At 68.7% G+C, this 17,788-nt stretch carries 18 protein-coding genes and 2 pseudogenes; 15 read left to right on the plus strand and 5 right to left on the minus strand.

Annotated features, from left to right (window positions below; genetic code table 11):
- The first annotated feature begins 11 nt into the window (after nucleotides 1–11).
- The 6 genes and pseudogenes from leuC to AC2W7E_RS00785 all read left to right on the plus strand — a co-directional run bounded on the left by leuC (nucleotide 12) and on the right by AC2W7E_RS00785 (nucleotide 6,370).
- Nucleotides 12–1,446 (plus strand): annotated as a pseudogene (leuC, locus tag AC2W7E_RS00760) (3-isopropylmalate dehydratase large subunit).
- 2 nt (nucleotides 1,447–1,448) lie between these two features.
- Nucleotides 1,449–2,069 (plus strand): 3-isopropylmalate dehydratase small subunit, encoded by a 621-nt coding sequence (leuD, locus tag AC2W7E_RS00765; protein ID WP_485988356.1) that lies wholly within the window; start codon nucleotides 1,449–1,451, stop codon nucleotides 2,067–2,069.
- Between the two features lie 61 nt (nucleotides 2,070–2,130).
- Entirely contained in the window at nucleotides 2,131–3,498 is a 1,368-nt protein-coding gene (gene murA, locus AC2W7E_RS00770; protein ID WP_025103310.1) for a UDP-N-acetylglucosamine 1-carboxyvinyltransferase, read from the plus strand.
- A 5-nt stretch (nucleotides 3,499–3,503) separates the two neighbouring features.
- Nucleotides 3,504–4,259: a lysophospholipid acyltransferase family protein gene (locus AC2W7E_RS00775; RefSeq protein ID WP_029989231.1), complete on the plus strand. Its 756-nt coding sequence runs from the start codon at nucleotides 3,504–3,506 to the stop codon at nucleotides 4,257–4,259.
- Entirely contained in the window at nucleotides 4,249–5,388 is a 1,140-nt protein-coding gene (locus tag AC2W7E_RS00780) for an NAD(P)H-dependent glycerol-3-phosphate dehydrogenase (RefSeq protein ID WP_485988357.1), read from the plus strand. The genes AC2W7E_RS00775 and AC2W7E_RS00780 overlap by 11 nt, the downstream gene beginning before the upstream one ends.
- Complete coding sequence (locus AC2W7E_RS00785; RefSeq protein WP_485988358.1) at nucleotides 5,288–6,370, plus strand: D-alanine--D-alanine ligase family protein; 1,083 nt, start codon at nucleotides 5,288–5,290, stop codon at nucleotides 6,368–6,370. Before AC2W7E_RS00780 ends, AC2W7E_RS00785 begins: the two co-directional genes overlap by 101 nt.
- A 22-nt stretch (nucleotides 6,371–6,392) precedes the next feature.
- Here the strand turns inward: AC2W7E_RS00785 and AC2W7E_RS00790 are convergent, their stop codons facing one another.
- Nucleotides 6,393–6,875: a DUF3515 domain-containing protein gene (locus AC2W7E_RS00790; protein WP_126892994.1), complete on the minus strand. Its 483-nt coding sequence runs from the start codon at nucleotides 6,873–6,875 to the stop codon at nucleotides 6,393–6,395.
- A 23-nt stretch (nucleotides 6,876–6,898) separates the two neighbouring features.
- Here AC2W7E_RS00790 and thiL point away from each other — a divergent pair, with 23 nt between their 5' ends.
- Nucleotides 6,899–7,894: a thiamine-phosphate kinase gene (gene thiL / locus AC2W7E_RS00795; protein ID WP_315105226.1), complete on the plus strand. Its 996-nt coding sequence runs from the start codon at nucleotides 6,899–6,901 to the stop codon at nucleotides 7,892–7,894.
- Here the strand turns inward: thiL and rsmD are convergent.
- Nucleotides 7,864–8,475: pseudogene (gene rsmD, locus AC2W7E_RS00800) on the minus strand (16S rRNA (guanine(966)-N(2))-methyltransferase RsmD). The gene thiL and the pseudogene rsmD sit on opposite strands and share 31 nt — an antisense overlap.
- Before the next feature lie 60 nt (nucleotides 8,476–8,535).
- Between rsmD and AC2W7E_RS00805 the strand changes: the two are divergent.
- The 8 genes from AC2W7E_RS00805 to AC2W7E_RS00840 all read left to right on the plus strand — a co-directional run bounded on the left by AC2W7E_RS00805 (nucleotide 8,536) and on the right by AC2W7E_RS00840 (nucleotide 15,565).
- On the plus strand, nucleotides 8,536–10,710 hold the full coding sequence (locus AC2W7E_RS00805) for an ATP-dependent DNA helicase RecG (RefSeq protein ID WP_315105223.1): 2,175 nt from the start codon (nucleotides 8,536–8,538) through the stop codon (nucleotides 10,708–10,710).
- Nucleotides 10,711–10,741: 31 nt separating this feature from the next.
- A complete protein-coding gene (coaD, locus tag AC2W7E_RS00810; protein WP_025103318.1) occupies nucleotides 10,742–11,239 on the plus strand; it encodes a pantetheine-phosphate adenylyltransferase in 498 nt (165 codons plus the stop codon).
- Nucleotides 11,240–11,375: 136 nt separating this feature from the next.
- Nucleotides 11,376–11,870 carry a YceD family protein gene (locus AC2W7E_RS00815; protein WP_025103319.1) on the plus strand — a complete coding sequence of 165 codons (495 nt, stop codon included), beginning with the start codon at nucleotides 11,376–11,378 and terminating at the stop codon, nucleotides 11,868–11,870.
- Nucleotides 11,871–11,872: 2 nt separating this feature from the next.
- Nucleotides 11,873–12,082 carry a 50S ribosomal protein L32 gene (rpmF, locus tag AC2W7E_RS00820; RefSeq protein WP_013586329.1) on the plus strand — a complete coding sequence of 70 codons (210 nt, stop codon included), beginning with the start codon at nucleotides 11,873–11,875 and terminating at the stop codon, nucleotides 12,080–12,082.
- Between the two features lie 10 nt (nucleotides 12,083–12,092).
- Entirely contained in the window at nucleotides 12,093–12,785 is a 693-nt protein-coding gene (gene rnc / locus AC2W7E_RS00825) for a ribonuclease III (RefSeq protein ID WP_060923098.1), read from the plus strand.
- Nucleotides 12,778–13,680, plus strand: coding sequence for a bifunctional DNA-formamidopyrimidine glycosylase/DNA-(apurinic or apyrimidinic site) lyase (mutM, locus tag AC2W7E_RS00830; protein WP_485988359.1), 903 nt, complete (start codon nucleotides 12,778–12,780; stop codon nucleotides 13,678–13,680). The genes rnc and mutM overlap by 8 nt, the downstream gene beginning before the upstream one ends.
- Before the next feature lie 26 nt (nucleotides 13,681–13,706).
- On the plus strand, nucleotides 13,707–14,546 hold the full coding sequence (locus tag AC2W7E_RS00835; RefSeq protein WP_485988360.1) for an EcoRI family type II restriction endonuclease: 840 nt from the start codon (nucleotides 13,707–13,709) through the stop codon (nucleotides 14,544–14,546).
- 29 nt (nucleotides 14,547–14,575) lie between these two features.
- Nucleotides 14,576–15,565, plus strand: a complete 990-nt coding sequence (locus AC2W7E_RS00840) for an adenine-specific methyltransferase EcoRI family protein (RefSeq protein WP_485988361.1) — start codon at nucleotides 14,576–14,578, stop codon at nucleotides 15,563–15,565.
- 121 nt (nucleotides 15,566–15,686) lie between these two features.
- Here AC2W7E_RS00840 and AC2W7E_RS00845 read toward each other — a convergent pair whose 3' ends face one another.
- The 3 genes from AC2W7E_RS00845 to AC2W7E_RS00855 are packed head-to-tail and all read right to left on the minus strand — an operon-like array spanning nucleotide 15,687 to nucleotide 17,697.
- Complete coding sequence (locus AC2W7E_RS00845; RefSeq protein WP_485988362.1) at nucleotides 15,687–16,718, minus strand: permease; 1,032 nt, start codon at nucleotides 16,716–16,718, stop codon at nucleotides 15,687–15,689.
- Nucleotides 16,715–17,005, minus strand: coding sequence for a hypothetical protein (locus AC2W7E_RS00850; RefSeq protein ID WP_485988363.1), 291 nt, complete (start codon nucleotides 17,003–17,005; stop codon nucleotides 16,715–16,717). The genes AC2W7E_RS00845 and AC2W7E_RS00850 overlap by 4 nt, the downstream gene beginning before the upstream one ends.
- Nucleotides 17,002–17,697, minus strand: coding sequence for an ABC transporter ATP-binding protein (locus tag AC2W7E_RS00855; RefSeq protein WP_025103323.1), 696 nt, complete (start codon nucleotides 17,695–17,697; stop codon nucleotides 17,002–17,004). Before AC2W7E_RS00855 ends, AC2W7E_RS00850 begins: the two co-directional genes overlap by 4 nt.
- Nucleotides 17,698–17,788 lie beyond the last annotated feature (91 nt).

Raw genomic sequence — 17,788 nt, forward strand, 5'->3', positions numbered from 1 at the left:
GGAGACACGCCATGACCACCACCGCCGGTGCGGATTCCGCACGCCCCAGGACGCTCGCCGAGAAGGTCTGGGACGACCACCTCGTCGTCAAGGGCGAGGACGGCCAGCCCGACCTCATCTACATCGACCTGCACCTCGTGCACGAGGTCACCAGCCCGCAGGCCTTCGACGGCCTCCGCAGCGAGGGACGGCCGCTCCGCCGGCTCGACCTGACCATCGCCACGGAGGACCACAACACGCCGACGTGGGAGATCGACAAGCCCATCGCCGACCTGACCAGCCGCACGCAGATCGAGACGCTGCGCCGCAACGCCGCCGAGTTCGGCGTGCGTCTGCACTCACTGGGGGACGCGGAGCAGGGGATCGTCCACGTCGTCGGCCCGCAGCTCGGCCTCACCATGCCCGGGATCACCGTGGTCTGCGGCGACTCGCACACGTCCACGCACGGCGCGTTCGGCGCGATGGCGTTCGGCATCGGCACCAGCGAGGTCGAGCACGTCATGGCGACCCAGACGCTGCCGCTGAAGCCGTTCAAGACGATGGCCATCAACGTCGAGGGCACGCTGCGTCCCGGCGTCACGGCGAAGGACATCATCCTCGCCGTGATCGCCAAGATCGGCACCGGCGGCGGTCAGGGCTACGTGCTCGAGTACCGCGGCAGCGCGATCCGCGCGCTCTCCATGGAGGGCCGCATGACGATCTGCAACATGTCGATCGAGGCGGCGCCGCGCCGGCATGGTGGCTCCGGACGAGACGACGTTCGCCTACCTCGAGGGGCGTCCGCACGCGCCGAAGGGCCAGGACTGGGACGACGCGGTCGCCTACTGGCGCACGCTGCCGACCGACGAGGGCGCCACCTTCGATGCCGAGGTCTTCATCGACGCCGACGAGCTGGAGCCGTTCGTGACGTGGGGGACGAACCCCGGCCAGGGCAGCTCGCTCTCCGCCTCGGTGCCGAACCCGGCGGAGATCGCCGACCCGAACGAGCGGGCCGCCGCCGAGCGGGCGCTGGAGTACATGGACCTGACGCCGGGCACGCCCCTGAAGGAGGTGCCGGTCGACGCGGTGTTCATGGGCTCGTGCACGAACAGCCGCATCGAGGACCTCCGGGCCTTCGCCTCCATCATCCAGGGCAAGAAGAAGGCCGACGGCGTCCGGGTGATGGTCGTCCCCGGCTCCGCCCGCGTGCGACTGGAGGCCGAGGCCGAGGGCCTGGACCAGGTCATCAAGGACTTCGGAGCGGAGTGGCGCTTCGCAGGATGCTCGATGTGCCTGGGCATGAACCCCGATCAGCTCGCCCCGGGGGAGCGCTGCGCCTCCACCTCGAACCGCAACTTCGAAGGGCGCCAGGGCAAGGGCGGCCGCACGCACCTCGTGTCCCCGCTCGTCGCGGCGGCGACCGCCATCCGCGGCACCCTGTCCAGCCCGAGCGATCTGGAGGCCTGACCATGGAGAAGTTCACCACCCACACGGGCATCGCCGCGCCGCTGAAGCGGTCGAACGTCGACACCGACCAGATCATCCCCGCGGTGTTCCTCAAGCGTGTCACCAAGACGGGCTTCGAGGACGCGCTGTTCCACGGCTGGCGGCAGGACCCGGAGTTCGTGCTCAACCAGGCGCCGTATCAGGGGGCGTCCGTCCTCGTCGCCGGGCCCGACTTCGGCACCGGTTCCAGCCGTGAGCACGCCGTCTGGGCGCTTCGCGACTTCGGCTTCAAGGTCGTGCTGAGCCCGCGGTTCGCCGACATCTTCCGCGGCAACGCGGGCAAGCAGGGCCTCCTCGCGGCGACCATCTCCGAGGCGGATCTGGAGCGGTTCTGGGCGATCATGGACGCCGATCCCGGCGCGCGCATGACGGTCGACGTCGAGGCGCGCACCGCCGCCATCGGCGACCCCACCGGAGGCGCGGAGGCCCGCTTCCGGGCCGACATCGGGATCGACGATTACACTAGATGGCGGCTCCTCGAAGGGCTCGATGACATCGGGCTCACGCTGCGCAACGAAGACAAGATCGCGCAGTTCGAGGCCCGTCGCGAGTCGTGGCGGCCGCGGACCCTCCCCGTCCAGTGAGACGGAGGGGGCGGGGGAGCCAGGGGTAACCCCGCCCCCGATGAATGAAGTGAGGCCCCGAATGACGACACCCGTGCGCGACGCTCTCTCCGACGACGTCCCCGCGCTGACCGGAGACGTCCTCGCCATCCGCGGAGGTCGTCCGCTGCGCGGACGGGTCGACGTGAAGGGCGCGAAGAACCTCGCCACCAAGGCGATGGTCGCGTCCCTGCTCGGGGAGACCACGAGCGTCCTGCGCGACGTGCCGGCCATCAGCGACGTCGCCGTGGTGCGCTCGCTGCTCGAGGTGCACGGCGTCCGCGTGTCGGAGGGCGACGAGCCCGGCTCACTGGTCTTCGACCCCAGCGACGTCGAGTCGGCCCACTTCGAGGAGATCGACGCCCACGCGGGCGCCTCCCGGATCCCGATCCTGTTCTGCGGCCCGCTGCTGCACCGCCTCGGCCAGGCCTTCATCCCCGACCTCGGCGGGTGCCGCATCGGGGACCGTCCGATCGACTTCCACCTGGACGCACTGCGCAAGTTCGGCGCGATCGTCGAGAAGCTCCCGAGCGGCATCCGCCTCTCCACGGGAGGAACCCGCCTGCACGGAGCGAACATCCACCTCCCGTACCCGAGCGTCGGCGCGACCGAGCAGGTGCTGCTGACCGCCGTCCGCGCCGAGGGCGTCACGGAGCTGCGCAACGCGGCGATCGAGCCCGAGATCATGGACCTGATCGCCGTCCTGCAGAAGATGGGCGCGATCATCTCCTACGAGCCGAACCGCGTCATCCTCATCGAGGGCGTCGAGAAGCTCCGTGGCTACGACCACCGGTCGATCTTCGACCGCAACGAGGCGGCCTCGTGGGCCTCGGCCGCTCTGGCCACGGACGGCGAGATCTTCGTCGGCGGTGCCAAGCAGCAGGAGATGCTCACCTTCCTCAATGTCTTCCGCAAGGCGGGCGGCTGGTTCGACATCCAGGAGGACGGCATCCTCTTCCGCCGCGACGGCGACATCAAGCCGGTCGTGATCGAGACCGACGTGCACCCGGGCTTCATGACCGACTGGCAGCAGCCGCTCGTGGTCGCCCTCACCCAGGCGCACGGCCGCTCGGTCGTGCACGAGACCGTGTACGAGAACCGGATGGGCTTCACCGAGGCGCTGGTCAAGATGGGGGCCGACATCGTCGTGCATCCGCGCGGCCTGCAGGACGGCCCGCGGCGCGTGCCGCGTCGTGACCTGGAGCAGGCTGCCGTCATCACCGGTCCCACGCCCCTGCACGGCGCCGACATCGTGGTGCCCGACCTGCGCGGCGGCTACAGCCACGTGATCGCGGCGCTGACGGCCACCGGCGAGTCGAAGGTGTCGGGCGTCGACATCCTGAGTCGCGGATACGAGAAGTTCCTCGCCAAGCTCGACGCGCTCGGCGCCGACTTCGACGTCCTCCGGTGAGCCCGATGGCTTCCCGGTCGCCGGAGAAGACACGGCCGAGCGTGTTCTGGCCGCTCGCGGCGATCGTCGTCCCGCTGGTGTCGCTGATCGCGAAGGTCCGCATCATCGGGGCGGAGAAGCTCCCGCGAGAGGGTGCTTTCGTCCTCGCGCCGAACCACTACTCGGAGTTCGATCCGCTGATCGTCGCCTTGGCGGTCTGGCGGATCGGGCGCGCTCCGCGATTCATGGCCAAGGAGAGCCTCTTCCGCGTGCCCGTGCTCGGGTGGTTCCTGCGCAAGACGGGGATGATCCCGGTCGCACGCACCTCGTCGGCGTCGTCCGCGAAGCAGACGATGGCGCAGTCGGCAGCTCTCGTGGAGCACGGCCGCGGTGTCATCGTGTACCCGGAGGGCACGCTCACGCGTGACCCCGACATGTGGCCGATGCGCGGCAAGTCGGGGGCGGTGCGGCTCGCCCTCGCCGACGGCATCCCGCTCATCCCCATGGCGCAGTGGGGCACCCAGGCGATCATGGGCCGCTACCAGAAGGGGCTGAGCCTCTGGCCGCTCCGCAAGCCCGTGACCGTGATCGTCGGCGACCCCGTCGACGTCTCCGACCTCCGCGGTCGCGCCGGCGAGCCGGCGGCTCTCACGGAAGCCACCAACCGACTCATGAACGCGATCACCGCGCTGCTGGAGCAGGTGCGCGGTGAGAAGGCCCCCGCGGAGCGCTGGAACCCGGCGAGCCACGGCCAGAAGGAGACCGGACGCCTTGACCCCTAAGAGAACCGCGCCGGCCGGACCCCGCGTCGCCGTGATCGGCGCCGGCAGCTGGGGAACGACGTTCGGCAAGATCCTCGCCGACGGCGGCGCCCACGTGACGATGTGGGCGCGCCGGGCCGAGCTCGCGCATGAGATCGACGAGGCGAAGCGCAACTCGCGTTACCTGCCGGGCATCAACCTGCCCCGCACGATGGCGGCCACGCACGAGCTGGCGACCGCGCTCGACGGCGTCGACCAGGTGTACCTGTCCGTGCCGAGCCAGTCGCTGCGGGAGAACCTCAAGGCGCTACGCCCGCTGATCGTCTCAGGCGACGCCAAGATCGTCAGCCTCATGAAGGGCGTCGAGCGGGGCACCGGCCTGCGCATGAGCCAGGTCATCCAGCAGGAGCTGCAGTGCGATCCCGACCGGATCGCCGTGGCCTCCGGACCGAATCTCGCCCTGGAGATCGCGCGGGAGCAGCCGACCGCGGCCGTGATCTCGTCGCGCAGCCAGGAGACCGCGGACGTCGTGGCCCGGGCCGCGCGCAACTCCTACTTCCGGACGTTCGTGAACACGGATGTCATCGGCACGGAGTTCGGCGGAGTGCTCAAGAACCTCATCGCCGTCGCCATCGGCATCGTCGACGGCGTCGGCTACGGCGAGAACACCAAGGCGTCCATCATCACCCGCGGCCTCGTCGAGATGACCGACTTCGCGGTCGCGAACGGCGCCCAGCCGGAGACCCTGCAGGGACTGGCCGGTCTCGGCGACCTCATCGCGACCTGCCAGTCGCCCCTGAGCCGCAACAACACCGCCGGGCGGCTGCTCGGGCAGGGCTACAGCTTCCAGGACGTCGTGAAGCAGATGCAGCAGACGGCCGAGGGGCTCGCCTCGGTCGCGCCGGTGCTGCAGCTCGCCCGCGAAGCCGATGTGCACATGCCGATCGTCGAGCAGGTGAAGATGGTGCTCGACGGCAAGATGGATCCCCGGGACATCGCCCCGCATCTCACGACGGACGACGACACCCCGCAGGGGGAGAGGACCAACCATGGACAAGCAGACGGTGGTGGTGCTCTTCGGAGGGCGCTCCAGCGAGCATTCGATCAGTTCCGCAACGGCGGGGGGAGTGCTGGGCGCGATCGATCGTGACCGGTATGCCGTGATCCCGGTGGGGATCACCCGCGAGGGTGCCTTCATCCTCGAGGACGACGACCCGGCGAAGTTCCCGCTCGACGCCGCCCATCTCCCGGAGGTCGTCGACAACGGCACCCGGGTGCTCTGGCCGGAGCCCGGGGGCGACCGCACCCTGCGGGTGGTGCATCCGGGCGGCGAGACCGAGGGACTCGGCGAGATCGACGTCGTGCTGCCGATCCTGCACGGACCGCACGGCGAGGACGGCACGATCCAGGGCTACTTCGACACGCTCGAGGTGCCCTACGCCGGGGGCGGCGTGCTCGACTCGGCGCTGTGCATGGACAAGCACTTCATGAAGATCGCCCTGCAGGCCGCCGGGATCGCGGTGGCGCCGGGTGTGACCGTGCGCCGTCGTGAGTGGGATGCGGATCCCGATGCCCTCCGCGCCCGCGCCGCCGACTTCGGCCTGCCCGTCTTCGTCAAGCCCGCTCGCGCCGGGTCGAGCGTCGGCGTCTCGAAGGTGTCGGCGCCGGAGGAACTCGACGCCGCCCTCGCCATCGCGTTCGCCGAGGACGACAAGGTGCTCATCGAGGCCGGTGTCACCGGCCGGGAGATCGAGGTGGCCGTCCTCGAGACGGCCGACGGCGTCCGCGCCTCCCTCCCCGGCGAGATCGTGCTGACCGACCGCGGCTTCTACGACTTCGAGGGGAAGTACCTCGGCGGCGACGGTGTCGACGTGGTGTGCCCGGCGGAGCTGACCGAGGCGGAGGTGGCCGCCGTCCAGGAGGCCGGCGTCCGGGCCTTCCAGGCGGTCGACGGTCGCGGCCTCGCCCGGGTGGACATGTTCCTCACCCCGACCGGCGAGCTCGTCGTGAACGAGCTCAACACCATGCCCGGATTCACGCCCATCTCGATGTTCCCGAAGTGCTGGGTGGCATCGGGACTGAGCTACGGCGACCTCATCACGGAACTGGTCGAGGCGGGCCTGCGCCGCTGACGGCGTGGTTCCCCGCGCGTGCTCAGCCCGCGGGGAACTCCACCCGGTCCGTGCACTGCGCGGTGGCCGGCGCCAGCCCCGACTGGATGTTCGACGACAGGCTGTCGACGATCGACTGGAAGTCGACCTGCTCGCCGCGGCGGATGATCACCTCGATGGCCGGTTCGCGACCGTAGGTGACGAGGCGCTGGCGCTCCTCCTCCTGCTCCAGGACGAGCCAGTCGACGCCGCCGAGGGTGGTGCAGACGAGATCGGACGGGGCGGGCGGCTCCACGCCGCAGCGCAGGACGACCGTGGGGTCTCCCCAGGCGCCCGTGGCCTGCGCGTCGGTCCACACGCGCTCGTACCCGCCGACGGTGTCCGGCAGGAGCACGGAGACGTTCGCGCAGGCCGGGTCGTTCGCGTCGGCCGCCGGCTCCAGGTGCACGGTGGTGGAGCATCCGGCGAGTCCGGCGGCGAGGGCGATCGCCCCCGCGACGGCAGCGAGGCGGCGGGAACGAAGCATGTATCCAGGCTACCTTTGACGACATGCCCTCCCGACCCGACTCCGACGATCCGCGCCTGGGAGATCTCTCGGAGGGTCGCATCCTCCGCGCCATCCTCCAGCGCACCGCACCGGGCGCGCACACGCTCCTCGGTCCCGGGGACGATGCCGCCGTGGTCGCCGCCCCCTCCGCATCGGTCGTCGCGACGACGGACACGCTCGTGCACGGGCCCGACTTCCGGCTCGCCTGGACGAGCGGGTACGACCTCGGCTGGAAGGCGGCGGCGGTCAACCTCGCCGACATCGCCGCGATGGGCGCACGCCCGACCGCACTGCTCGTGGCCCTGGCCGTGCCGCGCGACCTCCGGCTGTCCTTCGTGGAGCGCCTGGCCGACGGCTTCCGCGAGGCCTGCACGGCGCTCGCCCCCGGGTGCGCGGTGGTCGGCGGGGATCTCACGGTGTCCGAGGTGCTCGCGGTCGCTGTGACGGCTCTGGGCGACCTCGAAGGCCGCCCCCCGGTGACCAGGGCGGGGGCACGACCGGGCGATGTCGTCGCCGTCGCCGGAGAACTGGGTCACGCCGCACACGGGCTGGCCGTGCTGTTCGGACGCTTCCGAGACGGCGAGACGCCGGTCCCGGTCGATCCCGCGGCTCTCGCACCCGGGGAGAGCGCTGCGGTCGCCGCGCAGCTGCGGCCGTCGCCGCCCATCGGCCTCGGCGTCGTCGCAGCCGCGGCCGGCGCGACCGCGATGATGGACGTCTCGGACGGCCTCGCCCTCGACGCGCGGCGCCTCGCGGACGCCTCCGGCGTCACCCTCGCGCTGGACGGCGCCGCGCTCGGCGCGAGTCCGCAGCGGGCGCTCGCGGGCGGCGAGGACCATGCGCTGCTCGCGACGTTCCCCGACGGCGTGCTGCCGCCGGGCTTCCGTGCGATCGGCGTCGTGCGTCCGCGCGGCGAGGAGGACCTGCTCTGCGACGACGGTCCCGTGGACGTCAGCGGCTGGGATCCCTACCGGGACTGGGACTCCGTCTCGGGCTGAACCTCCGCCGACGCAGCGTCCTGCGGGCCGGGCTCCGCCCACCACAGGGTCGTGTCGCCGTAGGTCTTCTCCCGGAACACCCGGAGCCCGGCGGCTGCGAAGTCGGGGGCGGTGGAGCGCCGGGCGCGTTCGACGACCACCACGGCATCGTCGCTGAGCAGCGGAGCGAGGGCGGCGAGGTCGCCGTCCATCGCCTCATCGTCGATGTCGTACGGCGGATCCGTGAACACGAGGTCGTAGGGCCCGGACGCTCGACCGAGGAACGCCCGGACCGTCGCCTCCTGCACCCGTGCGGTCGCGGCACCGGAGGCCTTCGCGACGGCCGCGGCGTTGCGCCGCACGACGGCTGCGGCCTGCCGACCCCGCTCGACGAGGTCGGCGCTCCGGGCGCCGCGACTCAGAGCCTCGAGCCCGAGCGCCCCGAGCCCGCGTAGAGGTCGAGCACGCGGGCGTCCGCGATCGCGTCGAGCGACTCCAGGGCGCCGAACAGGGATTCGCGCACGCGGTCACTCGTGGGCCTGGTCCCGGCGCGGGACGTCGAGCCGGGTGCCGCGTGCCGTTCCGGCGATGATCCTCGTCACCCGTTCACGATACGACAGGCCGCGGACGGTCGTGTCCGTGCGGTTCCCTAGACTCGGAGCATGTCGCTCACGCTCGAATCCTCGCTCGAGGAGGCCCTCGGTGCGGCGTCGGCCAAGACGCTCGACCGCGCCTTCGGCATGAAGACCGTCGGCGACCTGCTCGCGCACTACCCGCGTCGGTACGCCGACCCGGGGGAGCTCACCCCCATCCGCGACCTCCCGATCGGGGAGACCGTCACGATCGTCGCCGAAGTCCTCTCGTCGAGCTTCCGCCGGATGCGCAATCGACCGGGCGCCATGGTCGACGTCGTCATCGGCGACGGCGTCGGCCGCATGTCGCTGACTTTCTTCGCGAAGAACGTCGGCGCGGCGGAGTGGCGCTCCAAGGACCTGGCGGTCGGGCGGCGTGGTGTGTTCTCCGGCAAGGTCGGCGAGTTCAACGGCATGACCCAGTTCGCCCACCCGGAGTACGAGCTGTTCGACGACGAGGACGCGGCGCGCCGGCGGGCGGATGCGAGGGCGGCGGTCCCGATCCCGATCTATCCGGCCACCTCCGCGATCCAGACGTGGCAGATCGCCCGGCTCGTCGGGCGCGTCCTCGACGACCTGTCGTCGGTCCCCGACCCGCTGACCCCGGAGATCCGCACCCGCGAAGAGCTGCTGACGGCGCGGGAGGCCCTGGAGGCGATCCACCGCCCGCGCTCCCGCAACGACATCGATCCCGCAGTGCGCACGCTGCGCATGCACGAGGCGCTCACGCTCCAGACGGCCCTCCTCCAGCAGCGCGACGCGGTGCGCGCCCTGGCCGCCACCTCGCGGCCGGCGGCGCCCGGCGGGCTGCTGGAGCGCTTCGACGCCGCCCTGCCCTACACGCTCACGCCGGATCAGCAGACCGTCGGCGCCCAGATCGCAGACGATCTCGTCGGCTCCTGGCCGATGAACCGGCTCGTGCAGGGCGAGGTCGGTTCGGGGAAGACGCTGGTGGCGCTGCGGGCGATGCTGCAGGTCGCCGAGAGCGGGGGACAGGCGGCCCTGATCGCCCCGACGGAAGTCCTCGCGGCGCAGCATCTGCGTTCGATCACGAAGATGCTCGGCCCGCAGCTCGCCCCGCTGCTGATGCCGACGCTGCTCACCGGGCAGATGCCGGCGGCGGATCGCCGCAAGGCCGCGCTGCGCGTCGCCTCCGGCCAGGCGCTGATCGTGGTCGGCACCCACGCGCTCCTCGGGGAGAAGACCACGTTCGCCGATCTCGGTCTCGTCGTGGTCGACGAGCAGCACCGCTTCGGAGTCGAGCAGCGGGAGGCGCTGCGGGCGAAGGGGTCCAGCCCGCACGCGCTCGTCCTCACCGCGACCCCGATCCCGCGGACGGTCGCGATGACGGTCTTCGGCGACCTCGACACCTCGGTCATCCGCACGATGCCGGCGGGGCGCGCCGGCATCGAGTCGTACGTCGCGCCGTTGGCCGAGCACCCGGGCTGGTTCAACCGGGTGTGGGAACGGGCGGCGGAGGAGATCGCGCAGGGTCGGCAGGTGTTCGCGGTCTGCGCGGCCATCGACACCGCGGCGAAGACGGCCGAGGCGGGGGAGCAGGCGCTGCTCGCCCCGGAGGGCGGCAAAGGCCCTCGGTGGGGCGTCGTTCAGCTCGACGAGGCGCTGGCCACGCATCCGACCCTCGGCGGTCTGCGACGTGCGGTGCTCCACGGGAAGATGCCCTCGGAGGAGAAGGACGCCGTCATGCAGGCCTTCGCCCGCGGGGAGATCGACCTCCTGCTCGCGACGACCGTGATCGAGGTGGGCGTGGACGTCCCCAACGCGTCGACGATGATCGTGCTGGACGCCGACCGTTTCGGAGTGTCCCAGCTGCACCAGCTCCGCGGTCGGGTGGGACGAGGGGGCGTCCCGGGTCTCTGCCTGCTCGTCACGGAGGCCGAGGCCGGATCGGTGGCCCGCGAACGCGTCGATGCGGTCGCCGCCACCCTCGACGGGTTCGCGCTGGCCGAGGTCGACCTCGAACTCCGCGGCGAAGGCGACGTGCTCGGCGCGGCACAGGCCGGGGTGCGGTCGTCCCTCAAGCTGCTGCGTGTCGTGAAGGACGCCGCTCTCATCACCCGGGCCCGCGAGCTCGCGGAGGACATCCTCGCCGCCGACCCCGAGCTGGCCGCTCACCCCGGGCTCCGGGAGGCCATCGGGCGGCGCGTCACCGACGAGGATCGCGCGGCGCTGGCGAAGAACTGATCGCCGTTCCGGGTGCCCTAGGCTGGATTCCATGAGCAGCCGGATCGCCGTCGTCCCGGGTTCCTTCGATCCGCCGACCCTGGGTCACCTCGACGTGATCCGGCGCGCGGCCGCCCTCTACGACGAGCTGCATGTGCTCGTGGTGCACAACCCGGGCAAGGAGGCGATGCTGCCGATCGCGCAGCGGCTCTCCCTCCTGGAGCGTTCTATCGCCGAGGACGGCATGGCGGGCAACATCGTCATCGGCTCCTGGAGCATGGGACTCCTCGTCGACTATGCGCGCGACGTGAACGCCGGTGTGCTCGTGAAGGGCATCCGCTCGCAGGTCGACGTGGCGTACGAGTCGCCCATGGCGATCGTCAACCGGCACCTCGCCGACATCGAGACCGTCTTCCTGCTGCCCGACCCCGCGCATGCGATGGTCTCGAGCTCGCTGGTGCGTCAGGTCGCCGGTCTCGGGGGCGACGTCTCGCCGTTCGTCCCGCCGGCTGTCGCCTCGTTCCTCGACACCGGCGCGCGCGGTATCTGATCCGCGACCACGGTCCCGTTCCCGGCGGTCTCCCGGCCCTCCTCACCGGTGACCCGGGTAGCATGGCGGGGTGCGTTCCCGACTCAACAGCCCTTTCGTCCTCCCCGTCCGTGACATCGTCCGGCGCCCGGGGGAGATGCGCGAGCACTCCTTCTCGGTGCCCCTGACGGAGCAGTGGGGGGAGGGCATCGTCTCCTTCGAGGCAGGCTCGGAACTCGATCTCGACGTGCGGCTGGAGTCCGTCCACGAGGGCATCCTCGTCACCGGAGAGGCGGAGGGCGAGTACGTCGGCGTGTGCGGTCGATGCCTCACCGACATCGCTCGGCCCGTCGAAGTCGAGTTCCAGGAGCTTTTCGCGTATCCTGGTGAGGAAGAAACTGACTTCGAGGTTCAAGACGACCACGTGGATCTTGAAACTCTCGTCAGGGATGCGGCCGTACTGGCCCTTCCTTTTCAGCCGGTGTGTCAGCCGGATTGCCTCGGGCTCGACCCGGTCACAGGCGAGAGGCTGACCGAGAGCACCGGAACGGAGCAGGCCGCTCCCATCGATCCTCGGTGGAGCGCGCTCCAGCAGATCACAGACCAGGACGGCACGGCAGAACGCGGTGCCGCCGAGAAAGAAGAGAGCTAGTCATGGCTGGTAACCCCCCGAAGCGCAAGGTCTCCCGTTCGAACACCCGCTCGCGCCGCGCGCAGTGGAAGGCCGAGGCCCCCGCGCTCGTCAAGACCATCGAGAACGGCAAGGTCGTCTACAGCCGTCCGCACCAGGCGAAGGTCGTCACCGACTCGCAGGGCACCGAGCTCTTCCTCGAGTACAAGGGCCGCAAGGTCGCCGACGTCTGAGTCGCGAACCGTGACGGAGGTCCCCGGGGGGACGAGGCCTCTCCCAGATAAGCTCCGCGTCGATATCGACGCGGAGCTTCTGGAGTTGGCCCTCACCCACCGCTCCTACGCGTACGAGCACGGCGGCATCCCGCACAACGAGCGTCTCGAGTTCCTCGGCGACTCGGTGCTGGGTCAAGCCGTGACCGTCATGCTGTTCACGCGGCACCCCGAGCTCGACGAGGGGGAGCTGGCGAAGCGCCGGGCGAGCGTCGTGTCGACGGTCGCGCTGGCGGAGGTCGCTCGCGGCATCGATCTCGGCAGCCACCTGCTGCTCGGGCGCGGTGAGGAGCAGACCGGGGGGCGCGACAAAGACTCGATCCTCGCGGACACCATGGAGGCCGTCATCGGCGCCACCTATCTGTCCGCCGGGCCCGAGGCCGCGACGGCGCTCGTCCTGCGTCTGACCGAGCCGCTGCTCGCCGACCCCGAGCGGTACGGCGCGGCGATGGACCCGAAGACGAGCCTGCAGGAGCTCGCGGCCCGCCTCGGCGCCACGCCTCCGCAGTACTCGGTCGAGGCCAGCGGCCCCGACCACGACCGGCGCTTCACGGCGACCGTCGCCGTCGGCGACGTGCGGATGACGGGCGCCGGCAGCAGCAAGAAGACGGCGGAGATGGCCGCGGCCCTGAGCGCCTGGCGCACGCTCAGCGAGCGTGCCTGAGCTCCCCGAGGTCGAGGTCGTCCGCTCCGGCCTCGCCCCTGCCGCGGTCGACGCGGTCATTACAGGCGTCAGCGTCTTCGACGAACGCGCCCTCACCCGGCATACCGCCGGAGCTGCGGACTTCGTCCAGCGTCTGGAGGGTCGCCGCTTCACCGCGGCCGCGCGGCGGGGCAAGTTCCTCTGGCTCCCCGTGGACGATGGCGACTCCGCGCTGATCGCCCATCTGGGCATGAGCGGTCAGATGCTTCTCCGCGCGCCGGACGCGCCGACCGAGCGCCACGAGCGTGTCCGCCTCGGGATCGAGCATCCCCGACACGGCGAGCTCGCGATCGTGTTCGCGGATCAGCGGACTTTCGGCTCCCTTGCCGTCGACGCTCTCATCGCCGACGGCCCCTCCCGCATACCGACACAGGTCGCGCACATCGCACGCGACCCGCTCGACCCGTTCTTCGACGACCGGGTCTTCCGGGCCGCTCTCGCCCGGCGGCACAGCGCGATCAAGCGGGTGCTGCTGGACCAGGGCGTGGTGAGCGGCGTCGGCAACATCTACGCCGACGAGTCGCTGTGGGCGGCCCGCATCCATCCGGAGACACCGGCCGACGCTCTGCCGACCCGAGCCGTGAATCGCCTGCTCGCGGAAGTGCGATCGGTCCTGCAGAAGGCTCTCGCCGAGGGCGGCACGAGCTTCGACGCCCAGTACGTCAACGTCAACGGGCAGGCCGGTTACTTCGCCCACTCCCTGAACGCCTACGGCCGCGGGGGGAAGCCCTGTCCGCGCTGCGGCACAAAGATCAAGCGCATCCCGTTCGGCGGGCGTTCATCTCACTACTGCCCGAGATGCCAGCGCCGAAGGAGCGGCAGCACGTCTCAACTACGATGGGATGAAGGAACTTAGAGGCACACAGCGTGGTTAGGAGGAACGTGGCAAACAAGAATCAATCGAGCAGGCTGACGGCCCAACATATTCTGTCGAAGGGTGCTACCGGCATTTTCGGTGAGATTGCGAAGAAACACGATCTCAACGTTTCTCAGGTCTCGCAATTGCTCGCTAAAAAGCTCTCTACGGACTATCCGGCGTTGAACTTCCGTTACCGAGTTAGCGTCACCAAGGCTGAGATTAACAAAGCGCTGCAGAAGATTGATGAAGAATTGGGGCAGACTCTCTTTGTCTCCAACTCAAGCATCAGGCCTGACGGTGGGATAGTCGAGGTATTAGACGACCATGGTGAATGGCGAGTAGTTCTTGTCTCGGAGGCGAAGCACCAAGGTAAAGACATCGAGAACATTCGAGCAGGTAAGCTCGTGGGCACCAGAAATGACCAGGACTTGATGGCTGCCGGAAATGCCATAGAGCGATCGCATAAAAACATCTCTGAGATTGCCAACCTAATGCTCGGGGAATCTCATTTCCCCTATGTCCTATTTCTCGAAGGATCGAACTTCCTGACTGAGACTGTTACCGTGACTCGTCCAGACGGTCGCGAGGTCGTCTTGCAATACAACTCCGGGATGCTCAACAGGTTAGACCGGTTGACCTCCGCAAACTATGGCATGCCGATCAACACGAATCTCTGCGAGAACAGGCTGGTCGCTTACAGGGATAAGGCGATAATGCTTCAAGCTGCGTCCATCTTTTCACAGGGAAATGGTGAGCAATGGGATAGTGATGAAATGATGGAAGTGATGTTTGACATCGCTAAGACATCTCTCAAAGTTCTTGCGAGTGACTTGTTCAGCCAGATGACGGACAAGGAGGCGTAGAGGTGGCTAGATTGGTACAACACTCGCTGTTGTCCAGAGCCAAGAAGAGCAAGAACGATGAGTTCTTCACTCAACGGTTGGATATTGAGAACGAGCTTCAGTACTACACTTCTCACTTCAGAGACAAGATTGTGTACTGCAACTGTGATGACCCAGCAGTAAGCAACTTTTTTCGATACTTCTACGATAATTTCGACCACCTAGGGATTAGAAAGTTAATTGCAACTGGGTATAGGACGGATGAGCGCGAGTTTGGAAGCTCTTTTGTGTATACCGGCACAAAAGCGGAACGAGAGCGCTTCGAGGCGGGAAACATCCCTAGTCTTACGGGAGACGGGGATTTCCGCGGGCCCGAAAGTGTAGAACTGCTCAAAGAAGCGGATATCGTAGTCACTAACCCACCCTTTTCGCTCTTTAGAGATTTCATCAACCAAATGGTTGACTTTGACAAGAGTTTCCTTGTGATTGGGAATGTGAACGCGATCACATATAAGGAGGTGTTCAACCTAATCCAGGCCGAAAGAGCGTGGCTAGGTATTCATCTCGGAAGGGGAATTTCGGGATTCATCGTTCCGGAGCATTACGAACTCTACGGGACTGAAGCGCGTGTTGATGAGTTGGGCAACCGCATCGTTTCAACAAACAATTGCCTGTGGCTAACCAACTTGGATCACAAGAAGAGGCACGAAGAACTCCCGCTCACCAGAACCTACGTCGGAAATGAATCTGAGTACCCTTACTACGACAATTTCGACGGGATTAACGTCAATAAGACGAAAGATATCCCATCCGATTACATGGGCTATATAGGCGTTCCGATCACTTTCCTCCACAAACATAACCCTGATCAGTTTGAAGTTATCAGGTTTCGAAAAGGAGACGATGGAAGGGATCTTTCCGTGGAAGGCCGATGCCCATATTTCAGGATCATCATTAGAAGAAGAGGTGTTGATCCTGACCCAAAGAAGGCGACAGGGGAAACGCGCACGGCAAGAAGCTGGCAAGCCCGATTGTGGTAGTCATGCTTCACCTAGCGGAAGCAGAAGAGCTGAAACGGTCGGTGCCCTGCGAAGTGAAGGTCCTCATCCGCCCGTGACGCAGCGCGCGTGGCGGGCCGGACGCACCCGGCCCGCCACCCTCTCACGCCGGGGCGAAAGCGCGATCCAGCAGTGGGCGGGTCGCCCAGGTGCTCGCCCAGACGACGCCGATGCCGACGGCGACGACGGTCGCGATTGTCATCAGCGAGAGGGGCGCGACGATCAGCGCGATGCCCACCAGCGGGAACACGAGCACGGCAGCGCACAGCGCTGATCCCACCGCCGTGACCAGCAGCGGCGACCTGATCGCGCGGCGACGCGCGCGGTCCACGGTCTCGACGGGCATGCCCAGGTGGTGCAGGCTCTCGTGCAGGTCGCTCTTGTCGAGCACGTCCGAGGCCTGATTCACGCCGACGGAGGCGGCCACCATGAGGAACGAGCCGATGAGGGTGATGATGAGCCCGGTGCGGATATCCTCCGCGAGCGCGATGCTGGAGGGATCGTCGCTCGCCCCGATCGTGTCGAGGAGCGCGACGCCGGTGCCCGCGAAGACAGCCATGAAGCTCGCCATCGCGATGCCGCCGACCTGACGCCAGGCTGCTTTCGGAGAGTCGAGAACGAGGCGAGCGGCGAGCAGCCGCTCCGGGCGCTCCGCCCGCCGGAGCTGGCGCCCCGCCGAGACCTTCAGCACCCACGGACCGAGCAGGTTGAGAACGCTCAGCGCGAGGGCGAACATCGCGGCGAGCACGGCGATCGTCGCCACGACCCCGCCGATCATGGGGAAGACCTTGATGAGCACGAACGCGGTGGCGATGCCCACGACCGCGATGACGGCGCGGATCCAGTGCACGTTCGTCGGCGCCGTGCGCGTGCGGACGCCGAGCGGCGAGATCACGACACGACGCAGCCCCACGACGGCGCTTCCGGCGGCGAGCACGAGCACGCCGGCCACGACGGCGGCGATCATCACCGGGGGGAGTACGACTGCCGAGAGGCCGAGCGGTTCTCCCCGGAACGGGATGAGACCGATCAGCGGACTCAGGGCCAGGTGGCCCCCGATACCGATGACGGCGCCGGTGGCGGCGACGAGGACGGATTCGACGACGGTTGCCGTCGTCACCCCGCCGGGCGTCACGCCGAGCAGACGAAGAGTCGAGAGGCGCTCGTCGCGGCGCCGTGCCGAGAGCCGGGCGGCGGCGCGCCGAGCGAGGTCAGCGGCACGACAAGCAGGACGAGAGCGATGGCGGCGAGGCCCTGGTAGAGAACTGCCTCGTCGTCGGTCCAGGTCCAGAAGGCCTGGGCCCCGCCGACGACGGTGAGGACCAGGGTCGTGACCACCGCGAAGGCGACGATCGGGAGCGCGAGGACGCTGCGCTGTCCGGGAGCCGGGCGCAGGAGCAGGCCGAGGACGGAGAGATTCATGCGTTCACCGCCGAGCCGAGGATGCGGCCGTCGCGGACGGCGACCGTGCGCGTGCAGCGTGCGGCGACGTCGGCGTCGTGCGTGACGACGATGAGGGTGCGGCCCTGCCCGGTCGTGGACCAGAGGAGAGCGTCCATGACCTCGGCGGAGGTGTGCGAGTCCAGAGCGCCGGTCGGCTCGTCCGCGAAGACGAGGTCCGCACCCGTCGCCTGGGCGCGCGCGATGGCCACGCGCTGCGCCTGTCCTCCGGAGAGCTCGCCGATGCGCCGTTCCTCCATACCGCCGAGACCCAGCGCCGCGAGCCACGACGCCGCGTGGGGGAGGGCGTCCTTCTTGGCGACGCCGTTGATCATCGAGGCGAGGGCGACGTTCTCCACCGCCGTCAGCTCGGGGATCAGCAGTCCCTGCTGGAAGACGAACCCGAAGCGCTCGCGACGCAGCCGGGAGCGCGCCGCCTCACCCAGCGCGGTCACGTCGATGGCCGTGCCCGTCGAGGGCTGGAAGACCACGCGGCCGCTGTCCGGTGCGGTGATTCCCGCCAGCACATGCAGGAGCGTCGTCTTCCCCGAGCCCGACGCGCCCATGATGGCGACGGACTCGCCACGGTGCACCGCGAGGTCGACACCGGCGAGGGCGTGGGTGACGCCGTAGGTCTTGACGAGGGCGTGGGCTTCGATCACGGGAGTGTTCATGTTCCCAGCCTCGCCGCGGGGCCGTGCCGGTGTCGTCGGCCCGGCGGATGAAGACGAGCGGTGGCCGTCATCCGGGAGGATGACGGCCACC

It is taken from the genome of Microbacterium sp. CFSPD4_SD4, from assembly GCF_057364585.1.